Source organism: Staphylococcus sp. Y174-1 (assembly GCF_049897865.1).
Classification (GTDB): Bacteria; Bacillota; Bacilli; order Staphylococcales; family Staphylococcaceae; genus Staphylococcus; species Staphylococcus saprophyticus.
Genome location: NZ_JAFCXB010000001.1, coordinates 1,164,679 through 1,180,545, shown reverse-complemented (window position 1 = coordinate 1,180,545; position 15,867 = coordinate 1,164,679). Strand labels below are relative to the sequence as shown.

Here is a 15,867-nt window from a genome sequence, read left to right as displayed (position 1 = left end):
ATGTCTCGGACTCCTATTTAAATTTAAGTCATTTATTTTACAACAAATCTTGAACTATCTAAGTCATTTCTGAATTTCTTTTGTTCTCCTTTAGAACGCTTTTTAAAGTCGTTTAAGAATTTTTCATATTCAGGGAGAACGTCGTCTAATTCACCGAATTGTTTAAGTTTGCCTGCTTCAATCCAAGCAATTTTAGTACAGAATTCACGTACTTGTTTCATATTATGACTAACAAAGAATATCGTTTTACCTTGTTCTTTATATTCAAATATCTTATCTAAACATTTTTGCGCAAAGGTTTGGTCACCTACAGATAATGCTTCATCGATGACGAGAATGTCAGGGTTAGTTGTAATGTTGATAGAGAAACCGAGCTTAGCACGCATACCACTTGAATATTTTTTTACAGGTTGATATATAAATTCACCTAGTTCACTAAATTCAATGATTTCAGGTGTGAGCTTTTTAATTTGCTTACGCGTAAAGCCCATACAAAGCATTTTGAATTCAATGTTTTCAATACCTGTTAATTGACCATTTAGTCCTGCATTAATCGCAATGACACTTACATCACCATCACGTTTGATATCGCCTTCAGTAGGAGACAGAGAGCCACCAATCATATTACTCAAAGTAGATTTACCCGAGCCATTTATACCTACTAAACCGATGACATCACCTTCATAAGCCGTTAATGATAAATCATTTAATGCATAGAACGTTTTATTTTTATGAAAAGGAACAATGACATCCTTTAAACGTTCTTTATTATTACGATAAATACGATATTCTTTAGTTACATGTTCAATGTTAACCGATACGTTCATATTTTTACCTTCCTTGTTTACAGTTAATACCATTATATTATACATTATATTAGTTGTTAAATTTATTAACCTATTGTAAAGTAAGTGAGTACAATTTAACATAATTATTACTTATACAGTTGTTAAATTTTACTGAATATACATTATAAAATCAACTATTAATGATAAAGTTAAAAAATAATATAGATACGAAACGCTTTTATCTGAATTTATAATAACTATTTTTCATTATTTTAATATATAACATGCTAACTTAATAACACTTTTCAAAATGAGTCATATGCGAATAGAATGAAAGTTGTTATGTAACGACATAAAGCGTATATTGGAATTGAATACAATAAATAGCGTCATGAATAAATGATGATAAGCAAATCGATTGAAAGTGTGGTTTATTTAAATGAATGCAGTGTGGATAGTATTTAGAGAGCATTTTAAAAATTTCTATCTTATACAAAGGCTTGCGCAGTTCCAAGTGAAAATTACGAATACGAATAATTATTTAGGTATGGCTTGGGAATTAATTAATCCAGCGATGCAAATTATGGTTTATTGGTTTGTCTTTGGTCTGGGTATTAGAAGTAATAATCCTATAGACGGTGTGCCATTTATTTATTGGTTACTCGTAGGTATAAGTATGTGGTTCTTTGTTAACCAAGGTATTTTAGAAGGAACAAAGTCAATAGCAACGAAGTATAATCATGTAGCGAAGATGAATTTTCCGTTATCCATCATACCTTCCTATATTGTAATGAGTAGATTCTACGGTCATCTAGCATTACTCGTTGTTGTTATATTCATATGTATGTTAGCTGGCTATTATCCAACAATTTATACATTACAACTGTTTTTATACGTACCATTTGCACTAATCCTTACAACAGCGATTGCTTTGTTCACCTCTACATTAGGTGTACTCGTTAAAGATACGCAACAGGCAATTCAAGCTTTAATGAGAATGGTATTCTTTGCTTCATCTATTTTAATTGTACCGCCAGAAGGTATTGTAAAAGATGTAATGAAATTAAATCCGATTTATTATTTAGCAGAGGCATATCGTTCTGCTGTGTTACACAAAGAGTGGTACTTTATTACACATTGGGAATTAACGTTGTATAACATGTTTATTATTATACTTCTGTTTATACTCGGTTCAATACTTCATATGCGTTATCGAGATCATTTTGCAGATTTCATGTAAATAAGTAGATATTTAAAGTATAGAGAATGCTGAATCAATGAATTTAGCGCGTGATATATTGAAATCAAAGTCTGGGACATAATGATATGTCTCAGACTTTTTTACACTCAACATAATTGCTTACTACGCTTTAGAACTACTGTGATTTGCGTGAAATGAGCCGTATAAATGCATGAATTTAAGTGCATGTAATCCTATTAAAATTTTGGCGGTTATTATAAAGGCCTTTCAACATTTGTATTAAGTATGAAATGCGAAAGATGTACGGATTTGCATTGGTTCAATAAAATTGAGTATTTCAAATGGATAAAAAGGATTTTTCTATAATTTTCTATTTATGATAGATATAATATAAACAAGCGCATTGAAAAAATAATTGGCGGTGAACGTAGTGAGACAACTTATTAAAAATTTATATATGGGTATAATTCGCTTTTTGAATTTAATATATATAAAGAAGAAAGTACAAAGTAAGCATATTGTTATCATGATGACATTTGCTGAAGACGTGTGTCCAATCGTTGAAGCATTATACCGAAAAGGGTACGCAATCACTGTGATTGGAAATGAAGAAAATCGTAAATATTTACAACAATTTGAAACAATAAACTTTTTACCGGCGGGTAATAAGCGTGTATTTAAACATATCAAAGCACTTAGTTCTGCAAAAGTCATCGTTATTGATACGTATTATTTAATGCTTGGAGGATTAAAGAAAAAACCGAACCAAACCATTATTCAAACATGGCATGCAGCAGGTGCATTGAAACAATTTGGATTAACGGATCATCAAGTGGATTTATCCAATGCTAAAATGGTGAATCAATATAGAAAAGTCTATAATGCGACAGATAAGTATCTGGTAGGCGGTGAACCAATGATTGAATGTTTCAAAGCATCTTTTGAGGCGTCAGACGACCAATTTTTAAGAACTGGACTACCAAGGTTGGTTCCTTATACGAGACTCGATGTAGTAAAAAGGCAGAATGAATTGAAAAAACAATATGGTATAGAGGGGAAGGTAGCAATTTACGTCCCCACTTATCGTGAACATAAGCAAGCCAATCGTCAAATTGATAAAAGCCAATTTGAAGCAGCGTTACCAGAGTATACGCTACTTAGCAACTTACATCCTTCTATCGCAACAGAAGACCAAACAGCGATTAATTTACAATCAATGATGATTTTAGCTGATGTGATCATAAGTGATTATAGCTCATTAGCGATTGAAGCTAGTATTTTAGATAAGCCATCATTATTTTATGTCTATGATGAAGCACAGTATGAGGAAGAGCGAGGATTAAATACATTTTATAAAGCTATTCCTGAAGCATATAAAGCCTATACAGAAACAGAATTAATAGAAAAGCTAAAAGATCATGATGTACAATTACCCCCTTTATTTAATGATTGGCACGAGTATAATGCCAAAGATAGTTTGACTAAAGTTATTAATGAAATAGAGAAAATGGTGAAAATATGAAAATTTCAATTATCATTCCTGTATTTAATGCAGTGAATACAATTCGTAGAGCAATTGCATCCGTTGATACGAAACAAAATTATGAAATTATATGTATCAATGATGGCTCAACAGATGATAGTAAAATAGAACTCGAAAAACTTCAAAATGAATACAAGCATGTCATTATTATTAATCAAGAGAATCAAGGTGCGGCAGCTAGTAGAAATGTTGGGCTTGCTAATATGACAGGTGATGTATTTATGTTTTTAGATGCAGATGATGAATTTTTGCCAAGCAGAATTGATTTTATGGCAGATTATTATCAGCAAGATGACAATGTGGATATTGTAATTGGTCAAATTGGTCGTGAAAAAGATGGCGATTGGCAAACGATTTATTCACATCAAGCTATTCAAAAACTTGATAAAGTCAATCTCGCACAATGTCCAGATATGATGCAATCTATCGGTCCGGGCGCTAAAATGTTTAACGCCAAATTTGCAGACTTACGCTTCGATGAAGATGTGGTGTTCTGTGAAGAACATACTTTTATTATTAATGCATATAAAAAAGCACATGATATTCAACTATTACCTGATATTGTGTATGGTTATAACGAGCAAGAAGGGTCCGTAACAGATCAACGTGCAGAGCAATTTGCTTCGTATATGCAAGATGCAGTTAAAGTAAGAGCGCGTGTTATGGATACGTTATTACTTAGAGAATCAAGAATTTATTATAGCTACCGCATGGATGAGTTGATTGTCAGTTATTTATTGCAATCATATATTGAAAAGCATGACATAATAACACAACAATTATTAGATTTAGTTATTGCATACATGATGGAAATGCAGAAAACAGATTACGATGGTGCAGCGATGTTTAGAATTGTAAAAGTGATTGAGCAAGGCAGTAAAAAGTGGAATAAAGCGCTGTATCAACAATGGAGAGATACATTGTTAAAGGTTGGTATTGGTAGACCGAATTATTATCGCTTTAAAGCGGAAATTTTACCCAAACGCGCTCGATTCAGAGGAAGAATGAAATTGAAACAAATTTTAAACCGATAAAAACAGTCGATATTCGTAAACTTGTATGGAATATGCTATAATTTTTAAAATGTAAAATTTAAGTAAATTTTTTGTTAAGGAGTATAGTTTATGAAACGAGTAATTACTTATGGCACATATGATTTATTACATTATGGTCATATTGAATTGTTAAGAAGAGCAAGAGAAATGGGTGACTATTTAATAGTTGCTTTATCAACAGATGAGTTTAATCGCATTAAAAATAAAAAATCTTATTATAACTTTGAACAACGTAAAATGATGTTAGAATCCATACGTTATGTTGACCTTGTTATCCCAGAAAGTGGTTGGGGCCAAAAAGAAATTGACGTTGATCGCTATGAAGTGGATACTTTTGTAATGGGCCATGATTGGGAAGGCGAATTTGATTTCTTAAAAGACAAATGTGAAGTGATATATCTTAATCGTACAGAGGGTATATCTACAACTAAAATTAAAAAAGAATTATATGGTGATAGTGAAAAGTAAAATGTGCTATATAAATGGAACTTGTTTTGAAAAAATTAAATAACACATAAAAAGGTTGTTGAGGTGAACTGACTTCAACAACCTTTTTATGTGTAAAAAATGGAAGTGGTACAGAAATCAAATTTTTTATTGAGATTTCGTAGTCCCACTCCCATCGGGTAATATTATTTTTTATTACGTGATTTTTTTCTGAATAAGTCGATAATAAGATAAATAACAATGGCTATGGCTACAATGATTAAAATGGTACCTAATAATGTTAAGATTGGATGTTCATCCCAAGATGATTTTACAATTGTTGTTGCTTGATGTACAAGTGGTTTATTAACATTAACTGATGGTGGACCATATTTATCTGAAATAAATTCACGGTCATAGTCGATATGTGCTTTGTCATCTTCAATAACGACTTTGTAGTCGTTTTTATCGAAGTCTTTTGGTAATACATCGTAAAGATCTTTTTCAACAAAATACGTTTTACCGTTAATTTTTTGTTCGCCTTTTGATAATATTTTTGTATATTTATATTGGTCAAAGGACATGTTCATCAATCCATTACCTATCATATTACGTTGTTTTTCGCCGCCAAGGTTTTTATAGTCGCCGGCGCCCATGATAACTTGATTAATTCGGAAACCATCACGTTTGGTTGTAATGGTATGGTTGTAATCGGCGATATCACTTGAACCTGTTTTTAATCCGTCAGTACCTTCTAGGCTCATATCGGCACCTTCAAGTGAATGGTTAAATGTATAATAAGTTACACCGTGTTGGGTTGGCGCAAGTTGTTTAGTAAAATCTAAAATTTTTGGTGTATCTTGTACAGCATGTTGTGATAAAATGCCAAAGTCTTTAGCAGTTGACGTATTATTGTCTTCGTTTTTGTATTTTTTAGGTGCGAAATCTTTTAATTGTTTATTTTCAGCACCAGTAGGGTTTACAAAATGCGTATCTTTCATGCCTAATGATTTTGCTTTTGAATTCATCTTGTCTGTAAAGTCTGAAAGATTCCCAGAAACTTCTTTAGCTAAAATAAGCGCAGCAGCATTACTAGAGTTAGACACCGTAATTTGTAATAACTCTTTGATCGTATATGTTTCACCTGGATAAAGTTTTGTATTACTTAGTTCAGGAAGTGTAGACATTCTATAGTGTTCATCTGTGATTTTAACCTTATCATTTAAAGACAAATCACCTTTATTTACTGCTTCGAGTGTTAAATACATGGTCATTAATTTAGTCATCGAAGCGGGATACCATGTTTTATTGATATTGTATTGATATAATAGTTGCCCTGTTTGCGAAACATTAATGGCGCCTTCTGGTTGATATGAATCTGTGACATTATAGCCATATTGATTAGCAGCCTGAGTTGGCGTAATGCTTTCAGCTTGTGCAGAAGGTGTTATAATTGTACCAATGAAGAGTACAGTTATAATAGTTAGTATAAACTTTCTCATAATGACATTCCCTCTTAATATATTCAGTTTTGGTGCAATAGAAATATTTTAGCATATTGCAAACTTATAATAAAATATAACCCTATTAGTTTAGGGTATTTGTGGAATGGAAAAGAGTTGTGTAAAATAGAATCAGTTGAATTGTAATTCATTTAATGAAATTTTTAAATATCTGCTCAATTATCGTATAAAAGAAATAAAAATTTTAAGAAGAGGTCAAAAACATGAAGCAAGAGAATCCATTATTCTACTTATTCAAAAAATTATCATGGCCGGTAGGGCTGATTATTATTGCCGTATTGATTTCTTCATTAGGTAGTATTACAGGACTACTCGTACCATTTTTCACAGGTAAGCTTGTGGACAAATTTTCATTTGAAAATATGAATTGGATGTTTGTCGCTGGATTCATTTCTATTTTTATAGTAAATGCATTATTGAGTGGGATTGGTTTATATTTACTAAGCAAAATTGGAGAAAAAATTATTTATGCCATTCGTTCTGTGTTATGGCGCCATATCATTCATTTGAAAATGCCATTCTTTGATCAAAACGAAAGTGGGCAATTAATGAGTCGTTTAACAGATGATACGAAAGTAATTAATGAATTTATTTCTCAGAAATTACCCAATCTCTTACCTTCTGTGCTAACAATCATTGGATCTATGATTATGTTATTTGTCATGGATTGGCAGATGACGTTATTAACATTTATTACGATACCTATTTTTGTATTGATTATGATACCACTCGGTAAAGTAATGCAAAACATTTCTAAAAAAACTCAGTCAGAAATCGCGAATTTCAGTGGTTTGTTAGGACGTGTTTTAACAGAAATGCGTTTAGTAAAGGTTTCTCATACTGAAGATTTAGAATTGGATAATGCACATAAAAATTTAAAAGAAATATACTTTTTAGGATTGAAACAGGCTAAAATTACTGCCATCATCCAACCGATATCAGGTGTGATTATGCTACTCACGATTGCCATTATATTAGGTTTTGGTGCAATCAGAATTTCGACAGGGGCAATAACAGCCGGTACGTTAATTGCCATGATATTTTATGTAATCCAACTGTCATCCCCATTAATTAATTTATCAACTTTAGTTACAGACTATAAAAAGGCAGTTGGTGCCAGTAGTCGTATCTATGAAATTATGGAAGAACCAACGGAACTTTTAAATGTCACTCAAGCATCAGAAATTAATGGTGGCAGCTTAATATTTGAAAACGTTGATTTTAAGTATGGTACGAAACCCATACTTTCGGATGTTAATTTTGAAATACCTCCAAGTAAAGTCACAGCATTTGTAGGTCCCTCAGGATCAGGTAAGAGTACAATCTTTAATATTATAGAGCGTATGTACGATATTGAAGATGGCGATATTACATATGGTGGTAATTCAATTTACGATATTGCATTAGGGCAATGGCGTGAAAAAATAGGCTATGTCATGCAATCCAATTCAATGATGAACGGTACTATTAAGGATAATATTTTATATGGTATTAATCGGGAAGTCACTGATGAAGAATTGATTCATTACGCGAAGTTAGCAAATTGTCATGAATTTATTGAACAGTTTGAAGATGGTTACGATACGGTCGTCGGTGAACGTGGATTGAAACTATCAGGTGGCCAACGTCAACGTATCGATGTTGCCCGTTGTTTTGTTAAAAATCCAGATATCTTATTACTTGATGAAGCTACTGCTAATTTAGATAGTGAGAGCGAACGGAAAATACAAGACGCATTAGAGGAATTAATGGAAAATCGTACGACGGTTGTTATCGCACATAGACTTTCTACTATTAAAAAAGCGGAGCAAATTATCTTTATTGATGCTGGGAAAGTAACAGGTAGAGGTACACATCAAGAACTAATTACTAATCATGAAAAATATCAACAATTTGTAAACACACAGAACTTAACAAAATAAAAAGAACAGAAACGGCTTCATTTGTTTATCAAATGAAGCCGTTTTCATAATTAAACACGAATATTTTAGGAAGTGAATGACTGTTTTTTTTCGATTAAAACGAACTATAAAATAGTTATTTTATATAAAGTACATGCGTGCTATAATTATTAAGTAGATTCAAAGTAATGTCTTATGAAAGTATAACTCATTTATTATGATGATTGAACAAACTAAAAATTAGAAGAAAAAAGGATAAATGGAAAGTTGAAACTTAATAATTAATGCATGCGTTATTAAGGATGGAGACAATTTGTTTATTTATATTTTCAAAATACATAGCAACAGGTGTACTTTCAAACATACATTGATAACAATGATTTAAATTAGAAATGGTGGGTGTATTGATGTTCTTAGTGATAAACATAATAGGATTGTTTGTATTTTTAGGGATTGCAGTCTTATTTTCTAGAAACAAAAAGCATATTCAATGGAAATCTATTGCTATTTTAGTACTAATAAATTTATTCTTAGCATGGTTTTTAATGTACTTTCCTTGGGGGAAAACAGCAGTACAATCGTTAGCGAATGGTATTTCTTGGGTGATTGATTCTGCACATGCTGGGACAGGCTTTGCATTTGCAAGTTGGGTGAAACCAGGTGCAATGGACATGGCAGTAAGTGCTTTATTCCCAATTTTATTAGTTGTACCATTATTCGATATTTTAATGTACTTTAATATATTACCAAAAGTCATTGGTGGTATAGGTTGGGTATTAGCGAAAGTTACAAGACAACCTAAGTTCGAGTCATTCTTTAGTATCGAAATGATGTTTTTAGGTAATACAGAAGCTTTAGCTGTTTCAAATGAACAATTGAAGCGTATGAAAGAAACACGTGTGTTAACTGTTGCAATGATGGCAATGAGTTCGATATCTGGCGCCATTGTTGGTGCATATGTCTCTATGGTTCCAGGTGATTTGGTACTAACTGCCATTCCATTAAATATTATTAATGCAATTATTGTTTCATCGATATTAAATCCAGTCACTCTTGAAGAAAAAGAAGATATTATTTACAGTATTCAAAATGATGAAGTGGAACGCCAACCGTTCTTCTCATTCTTAGGCGATTCTGTACTTAATGCTGGTAAACTGATTCTAATAATTGTGGCGTTTGTTATTAGTTTTGTAGCTTTATCAGATTTAATTGATCGATTAATTAACTTAATAACTGGCATCGTGGGAAGTTGGGCAGGTATTAAAGGTAGTTTCGGTCTAGATCAAATACTCGGTGCGTTCATGTATCCATTCGCATTACTATTAGGTTTACCATGGGGCGAAGCATGGATTGTAGCACAACAAATGGCTAAAAAAATTGTTACAAATGAGTTCGTTGTGATGGGGCAAATTAAAGACGTCGTTGATTCCTATTCACCACATAGACGTGCAGTAATCACAACATTTTTAATCTCATTTGCTAACTTCTCAACAATCGGTATGATTGTAGGTACTTTGAAAGGGATCGTAGATAAGAAAACATCCGATTTTGTTTCACAATATGTCCCAATGCTATTACTTGCTGGTATTTTAGTATCATTAATGACTGCAGGTTTCGTTGGATTATTTGCTTGGTAAGTTGAATGAGGTATGATTTTAAAATGCATAATAAAATAAGATAGATGTGAAGCATGCGAGGTATATTTATATATAGGTTTTAAAGTGCTTATATGTTTTTTATCTCAAAACCATGTTGGAGTGTATAGGGAACTTAATTTTTTCTAAATTAGGTTTCTGTACACTCTTTTTTTATTGTTTAAAAGAGTGGCATCGCTTTGTTGAAGAAGTCCTATCACATTAGTTCTGTATTGATAGACTTGGTACCAAAAAACACAATAAAAAACCAAGTAATTGAAGTGAGGAGACACATTCATCATTACTTGGTTTTTACGGGAAATGAATTAATTGTACATAATTAGTAAGGACTAGGTACTAAAAATATACTCGAGCAAAAATTGTTTTGTTTGTTACTATAAACAACACAAAGGAGATGGCTTCTTATTGGCTATCAATAAGAAGATAGATTTTATTATAGCAAACAGAGAAGTATAAGTAAACAGAAATTTCAGAATTTTTAAACTTTAAAAAGTTGTGATATAAAGTATCGGCAGTATCATAGCGATTTAGACCGATGAATTGGGCTTTTGCGACAATATAGATGTTGTGGTATTGACGATTATTTGCTAACATTCAATTGATTGAAGCAAATCGAAGGGGGTCGTGTGGGTGAATAAAACAGTACGTGATTTAATATTAGTCGTTTTTGGATCATTTATATTTTCAGCTGGCGTAAATACATTTATCATATCTGCTGATTTAGGTGAAGGAGGCGTAACTGGTATAGCGATTGTTCTGTACTATGCCTTTCACATTTCTCCAGGTATCACAAACTTTGTTTTTAACGCATTGTTAATTGCGATAGGCTATAAATTTTTAAGCAAGAGAAGTATGTACTTAACGATAGTTGCAACCATACTTATCTCTATATTCTTAGAGTTTACCGAAAGCTGGAAGATTGAAACCGGTAATATTTTAGTGAATGCAGTGTTTGGCGGTACATGTGTCGGGCTCGGTATCGGGATTATTGTACTTGCCGGTGGCACAACAGCGGGGACAACGATTTTAGCGCGCATTGCCAATAAATATTTAGATGTCAGTACACCGTATGCATTGCTATTCTTTGACTTGATTGTCGTAGCGATTTCATTATCGGTTATTCCAATTTCTAGTGCACTTGTAACAGTGATTTCGCTATACATTGGTACCAAAGTGATGGATTATGTCATAGAAGGTTTGAATACGAAAAAAGCAATGACCATTATTTCAAGCAAACCAGATGAAATTGCTAAAGTAATAGATGAGCAAGTAGGACGTGGACTTACCATTTTAAATGGACGTGGCTATTTTTCTAAACAAGAAAAAGATATCTTGTATGTTGTAATAACGAAGACACAGGTCACACGTGCGAAACGCTTAATTAGAAAAATAGACAGCGATGCCTTTTTAGTAATACATGATGTACGAGATGTATATGGTAACGGTTTTTTAATCGACGAACATTAAAAATAAATTAATTCACTTTTAGCCTTTAATTTATGAAGTAATTCATAACTAAAGGCTATTTATTTTGCTTAAAAAGCTCCCCTGAAAACGAACATATAAGCAACTGAAAATAAAAAGTATATAGATATAAACAGATTATAAAGTAAAGAAATACTATAAAAACATTTGATAGTCAATAGGTTTAAAAAATGATATAATGACATCTATGATAATGATTATCATTTAAAAAATATGGAAAATTTATAAGTCAATAGATAAAATTTATAAGGGAATAAACAGGCTATGATGCCTACTGCTATAGGAAGAAGGGAAATTATGAATCGCTTAAAAGGAGAACAGGTCACTATAGGTTATGGAGATAATGTCATCGTCAATAATTTAGATGTACACATACCAGATGGAAAAATTACTTCTATTATAGGACCAAACGGTTGTGGGAAATCAACATTACTTAAAGCGTTATCACGGTTATTACCGGTTAAAAATGGAGAAATTAAGTTAGATGGTGAAAACATACATTCACATTCTACGAAAGAAATTGCAAAGAAAATAGCGATTTTACCTCAATCACCAGAAGTTGCTGATGGATTGACAGTCGGTGAGCTTGTATCATATGGTCGCTTTCCGCATCAAAAAGGCTTTGGTCGTCTGTCTGCAGAAGACAAAAAGGAAATTGATTGGGCAATGCGCGTAACTGGTACGTATGATTTTAAATTGCGTTCTATCAATGACTTGAGTGGTGGACAACGTCAGCGTGTATGGATAGCTATGGCTTTAGCTCAACGTACAGATATTATTTTCTTAGACGAACCAACAACATATCTAGATATTTCTCACCAATTAGAAATCTTGGAATTGATTACGCAATTAAATAAAGAACAAGGTTGTACAATTATCATGGTTTTACATGATATAAACCAGGCTGTCCGTTTTTCAGATCATTTAATTACTATGAAAAATGGCGATATTATTGCGACTGGTGAGACTGAAGAAGTGTTAACGAAAGATATTTTAGAAAAAGTGTTTAATATCGATGTAGAGATTAGTACAGACCCAAGAACTGGAAAACCTATGCTAGTAACATACGATTTATGCAGAAAAAGTTATTCTGAGGTTTAGGGATAAATTATGACTACAAAGAGAAAAGGGAAGTTGAATTTTACAACGACATTTATTATAGCAGTGCTACTATTGATTGTTGCCTTGATTACTTCAATCTTATTTGGTGATGCTAAAATTCATTTATCGACTATTTTTGAAGCAATATTTAACTATGACCCTAAAAATCAACAACATAATATCATAAGTGAAATACGCATACCACGAGATATAGGTGCAATCTTAGTTGGTGTTGCATTGGGTACTTCAGGTGCAGTCATTCAAGGTGTTACTAAAAATGGTTTGGCTGACCCGAGTTTAATTGGTCTGAATTCGGGTGCTTCATTCATGCTTGCGCTCACTTTTGCATTCTATCCGACAGCACCATTTATCGTTATGATGTTTGCTGGATTCATAGGTGCATTAATGGGTGGCTTTATTGTGCTCATGATTGGTAGGTCAAGAAGTGATGGGTTTAATCCTATGCGTATTATATTAGCAGGTGCAGCCGTCAGTGCGCTATTGACTGCATTAAGTCAAGGTGTCGCATTGTTATTTAGATTAAATCAAAGTTTAACGTTTTGGAGTGCCGGTGGTGTTTCAGGTACGACTTGGAATCAATTAATGTGGGCAGCGCCATTTATTTTAATTGCACTTGTCATTATCATTTCAATGAGTAAGCAATTAACAATATTAAATTTAGGCGAAACCCTTGCTAAAGGCCTTGGTCAAAATGTAGCATTCACGCGCGCAATTACGTTGATTTTATCTATGATTATGGCAGGTATAGCCGTAGCGATGGTTGGTCAAATAGCATTTGTCGGTTTAATGGTACCGCATATAGTGAGATATTTAGTAGGAACAGATTATGCTCGTGTTATTCCACTTACGGCAGTTGTTGGTGGCTTGTTACTACTTGTTGCGGATACAGTTGCACGTATGCTAGGAGAAGCTCCAGTTGGTGCAATTATTTCCTTTATTGGTGTACCTTACTTCTTATACTTAGTTAAAAGAGGGGGACGCTTCTCATGATAGATCCAAGATTAAAACATAAACAATGGATCACAATGGTGATTCTAACTATCTTAGTATTGTTGGCATGTGCTTGGAGTATGACTTCAGGTGAGTATAAGATGTCAGTTGGCACGTTTTTAAAGACGCTAATTGGTCAAGGAGCCTATACAGATACCTTAATACTCATGGAGTTTAGATTACCACGAATGATTATTACAATTTTAGCAGGCGCAGCATTAGCTATGAGTGGGGCTATTATACAAAGTGTGACTAAGAACCCATTAGCGGAACCGGGTATTCTTGGAATCAACGCAGGTAGTGGCTTTGTTATTGCGTTATTTATAGTTGTAGGTCAGGTTGATGCAGCCAATTTTGTTTACGTCCTCCCTATTATAAGTATGATCGGTGGCGTACTGACTGCGCTCATTATATTTTCATTCAGTTATAACAAAGGTGAAGGTATTACGCCTGCAAGTATGGTGCTAGTTGGTGTTGGTATGGCCTCAGCACTAAGCGGTGGTTCATTAACATTAATGTCTACATTCGATGAAGATCAATCAGAGTTTATTGCTTCATGGCTTGCTGGTAATATTTGGGGAGATGAGTGGGCATTTGTTATTGCCTTCTTACCATGGATTATTGTACTTATACCATTTTTACTATTTAAAGCGAATGTCTTAAACTTATTGAATACACATCAGCATATTGCACAAGGTGTCGGTGTGAAAATCGGTAGAGAACGTATTATCCTTCTACTTGTCGCAGTCTTACTTTCATCTGCCGCAGTATCGGTTGTAGGTGCAATAGGTTTTATAGGATTATTAGGGCCTCATATTGCTAAATCAATTGTCGGACCAAGACACCAGTTGTTCTTACCAATTTCTATATTAATTGGTGCTTTCTTACTTGTATTGGCAGATACTTTAGGACAAGTTATCTTACAGCCATCTGGTATTCCAGCAGGAATTGTTGTTGCAATTATCGGAGCACCTTATTTCTTATACTTAATGTACAAAACAAAATCAGTTTAATAGATGAAATATTGAGACGAATACTTGTTGAAGTTGATACAAGTATTCGTTTTTTATGCTCAATTTTAGAAGGTAACCATAATGTTGGAAAAATTAGAAGAATCAACGCTTATATGTTAGCGTTTACATTTGTGAGTGGGGTATACTAAGAATAAATAGATAAATGAGGAGGTCGTCGTTATGAAAAAATTGATTAAAGAAAAAACACATTTTTTAAATGATATGTTAGATGGACTTTCAATCACAAATAAAGAAATTGAGATTATTTCAGATACCGTTGTTGTTAGAAAACATAAAAAAGGAAAAGGTGTAGCGATTGTTTCTGGAGGTGGTAGTGGCCATGAACCAGCACATGCGGGTTACGTAGCACAAGGCATGTTGGATGCTGCAGTTTGTGGCGAAGTCTTTACATCACCAACACCTGATAAAATATTAAGTGCGATTAAAGCTGTAGACAATGGTGATGGCGTATTATTAGTAGTGAAAAACTATGCTGGTGACGTTATGAATTTTGAAATGGCACAAGAAATGGCTGAAATGGAAGACATTCACGTAGAAACAGTGGTTGTGAAAGATGATATTGCAGTAAGCGACGAAGAAAAACGTAGAGGTGTTGCGGGTACAGTACTCGTTCATAAATATGCGGGTCACTTAGCAGAGAATGGCGTGGTATTATCGGATATCAAAGAAAAGATAGAGAACTTTTTACCAAATATCAATACGATTGGTATGGCCATTACAGCGCCCATGGTACCAACAACAGGTCAATTTGGTTTTGACATAGCAGAGGATGAAATGGAAATAGGCATCGGTATACATGGTGAGAAAGGTCTATCAAGAGAAAAAATAGAAACCGTAGATAACATTGTAGAACGTTTATTAAATGAATTGTTCAAAGAAGTACAATCAGATGATTTGATCGTAATGGTCAATGGCATGGGTGCCACGCCGCTTTCAGAGCTTAATATAGTGGCAAAATATGTTGCTGAATATATGGATAAAAACGATAAAACAGTTGCTCAATGGTTAGTAGGCGATTATATGACAGCTTTAGATATGCAAGGATTTTCGTTAACGCTTGTACCGAATTCAGAAGCAATCCTAACTGCGATCAATACGCCAACCTCAAGTCATTATTTTAATTAAAATATCTTAAAACATAAAC

The 15,867-nt window shown here is 33.3% G+C and carries 13 protein-coding genes; 11 read left to right on the top strand and 2 right to left on the bottom strand.

Going from position 1 to position 15,867, the window contains the following annotated elements; genetic code table 11:
* Nucleotides 1-32: 32 nt before the first annotated feature.
* Nucleotides 33-827: a teichoic acids export ABC transporter ATP-binding subunit TagH gene (gene tagH / locus ACP7BT_RS05925; RefSeq protein WP_011303725.1), complete on the bottom strand. Its 795-nt coding sequence runs from the start codon at nucleotides 825-827 to the stop codon at nucleotides 33-35.
* 400 nt (nucleotides 828-1,227) lie between these two features.
* Here tagH and ACP7BT_RS05920 point away from each other — a divergent pair, with 400 nt between their 5' ends.
* The 4 genes from ACP7BT_RS05920 (at nucleotide 1,228) to tagD (ending at nucleotide 5,055) form a co-directional block, all read left to right on the top strand.
* Nucleotides 1,228-2,028 carry an ABC transporter permease gene (locus tag ACP7BT_RS05920; protein WP_002484022.1) on the top strand — a complete coding sequence of 267 codons (801 nt, stop codon included), beginning with the start codon at nucleotides 1,228-1,230 and terminating at the stop codon, nucleotides 2,026-2,028.
* Nucleotides 2,029-2,419: 391 nt separating this feature from the next.
* Complete coding sequence (tarB, locus tag ACP7BT_RS05915) at nucleotides 2,420-3,511, top strand: teichoic acid glycerol-phosphate primase TarB (RefSeq protein WP_037539035.1); 1,092 nt, start codon at nucleotides 2,420-2,422, stop codon at nucleotides 3,509-3,511.
* On the top strand, nucleotides 3,508-4,566 hold the full coding sequence (locus ACP7BT_RS05910) for a glycosyltransferase family 2 protein (protein WP_041079747.1): 1,059 nt from the start codon (nucleotides 3,508-3,510) through the stop codon (nucleotides 4,564-4,566). Before tarB ends, ACP7BT_RS05910 begins: the two co-directional genes overlap by 4 nt.
* A 90-nt stretch (nucleotides 4,567-4,656) precedes the next feature.
* Nucleotides 4,657-5,055: a glycerol-3-phosphate cytidylyltransferase gene (gene tagD / locus ACP7BT_RS05905; RefSeq protein WP_002484019.1), complete on the top strand. Its 399-nt coding sequence runs from the start codon at nucleotides 4,657-4,659 to the stop codon at nucleotides 5,053-5,055.
* A gap of 164 nt (nucleotides 5,056-5,219) precedes the next feature.
* Here the strand turns inward: tagD and pbp4 are convergent, their stop codons facing one another.
* Nucleotides 5,220-6,515 carry a penicillin-binding protein PBP4 gene (gene pbp4, locus ACP7BT_RS05900; RefSeq protein ID WP_041079746.1) on the bottom strand — a complete coding sequence of 432 codons (1,296 nt, stop codon included), beginning with the start codon at nucleotides 6,513-6,515 and terminating at the stop codon, nucleotides 5,220-5,222.
* 224 nt (nucleotides 6,516-6,739) lie between these two features.
* Here pbp4 and ACP7BT_RS05895 point away from each other — a divergent pair, with 224 nt between their 5' ends.
* The 7 genes from ACP7BT_RS05895 to dhaK all read left to right on the top strand — a co-directional run bounded on the left by ACP7BT_RS05895 (nucleotide 6,740) and on the right by dhaK (nucleotide 15,848).
* Nucleotides 6,740-8,458, top strand: coding sequence for an ABC transporter ATP-binding protein (locus ACP7BT_RS05895; RefSeq protein WP_041079745.1), 1,719 nt, complete (start codon nucleotides 6,740-6,742; stop codon nucleotides 8,456-8,458).
* Nucleotides 8,459-8,844: 386 nt separating this feature from the next.
* Nucleotides 8,845-10,074: a NupC/NupG family nucleoside CNT transporter gene (locus tag ACP7BT_RS05890; RefSeq protein WP_011303719.1), complete on the top strand. Its 1,230-nt coding sequence runs from the start codon at nucleotides 8,845-8,847 to the stop codon at nucleotides 10,072-10,074.
* A 648-nt stretch (nucleotides 10,075-10,722) separates the two neighbouring features.
* A complete protein-coding gene (locus ACP7BT_RS05885; protein WP_002484015.1) occupies nucleotides 10,723-11,559 on the top strand; it encodes a YitT family protein in 837 nt (278 codons plus the stop codon).
* Nucleotides 11,560-11,874: 315 nt separating this feature from the next.
* Nucleotides 11,875-12,678, top strand: a complete 804-nt coding sequence (locus ACP7BT_RS05880) for an ABC transporter ATP-binding protein (RefSeq protein ID WP_002484014.1) — start codon at nucleotides 11,875-11,877, stop codon at nucleotides 12,676-12,678.
* Nucleotides 12,679-12,687: 9 nt separating this feature from the next.
* Nucleotides 12,688-13,689: a FecCD family ABC transporter permease gene (locus ACP7BT_RS05875; protein ID WP_011303718.1), complete on the top strand. Its 1,002-nt coding sequence runs from the start codon at nucleotides 12,688-12,690 to the stop codon at nucleotides 13,687-13,689.
* The gene (locus ACP7BT_RS05870; RefSeq protein WP_041079744.1) at nucleotides 13,686-14,702 is read left to right on the top strand and encodes a FecCD family ABC transporter permease; all 1,017 of its coding nucleotides are present in this window, start codon (nucleotides 13,686-13,688) and stop codon (nucleotides 14,700-14,702) included. Before ACP7BT_RS05875 ends, ACP7BT_RS05870 begins: the two co-directional genes overlap by 4 nt.
* 180 nt (nucleotides 14,703-14,882) lie before the next feature.
* On the top strand, nucleotides 14,883-15,848 hold the full coding sequence (gene dhaK / locus ACP7BT_RS05865; RefSeq protein ID WP_041079743.1) for a dihydroxyacetone kinase subunit DhaK: 966 nt from the start codon (nucleotides 14,883-14,885) through the stop codon (nucleotides 15,846-15,848).
* Nucleotides 15,849-15,867: the final 19 nt, after the last annotated feature.

Coding starts and splice junctions, on each gene's coding strand:
- tagH (WP_011303725.1), bottom strand. CDS start 827: ATGAACGTATCGGTTAACATTGAACATGTAACTAAAGAATATCGTATT.
- ACP7BT_RS05920 (WP_002484022.1), top strand. CDS start 1,228: ATGAATGCAGTGTGGATAGTATTTAGAGAGCATTTTAAAAATTTCTAT.
- ACP7BT_RS05910 (WP_041079747.1), top strand. CDS start 3,508: ATGAAAATTTCAATTATCATTCCTGTATTTAATGCAGTGAATACAATT.
- tagD (WP_002484019.1), top strand. CDS start 4,657: ATGAAACGAGTAATTACTTATGGCACATATGATTTATTACATTATGGT.
- pbp4 (WP_041079746.1), bottom strand. CDS start 6,515: ATGAGAAAGTTTATACTAACTATTATAACTGTACTCTTCATTGGTACA.
- ACP7BT_RS05895 (WP_041079745.1), top strand. CDS start 6,740: ATGAAGCAAGAGAATCCATTATTCTACTTATTCAAAAAATTATCATGG.
- ACP7BT_RS05890 (WP_011303719.1), top strand. CDS start 8,845: ATGTTCTTAGTGATAAACATAATAGGATTGTTTGTATTTTTAGGGATT.
- ACP7BT_RS05880 (WP_002484014.1), top strand. CDS start 11,875: ATGAATCGCTTAAAAGGAGAACAGGTCACTATAGGTTATGGAGATAAT.
- ACP7BT_RS05875 (WP_011303718.1), top strand. CDS start 12,688: ATGACTACAAAGAGAAAAGGGAAGTTGAATTTTACAACGACATTTATT.
- ACP7BT_RS05870 (WP_041079744.1), top strand. CDS start 13,686: ATGATAGATCCAAGATTAAAACATAAACAATGGATCACAATGGTGATT.
- dhaK (WP_041079743.1), top strand. CDS start 14,883: ATGAAAAAATTGATTAAAGAAAAAACACATTTTTTAAATGATATGTTA.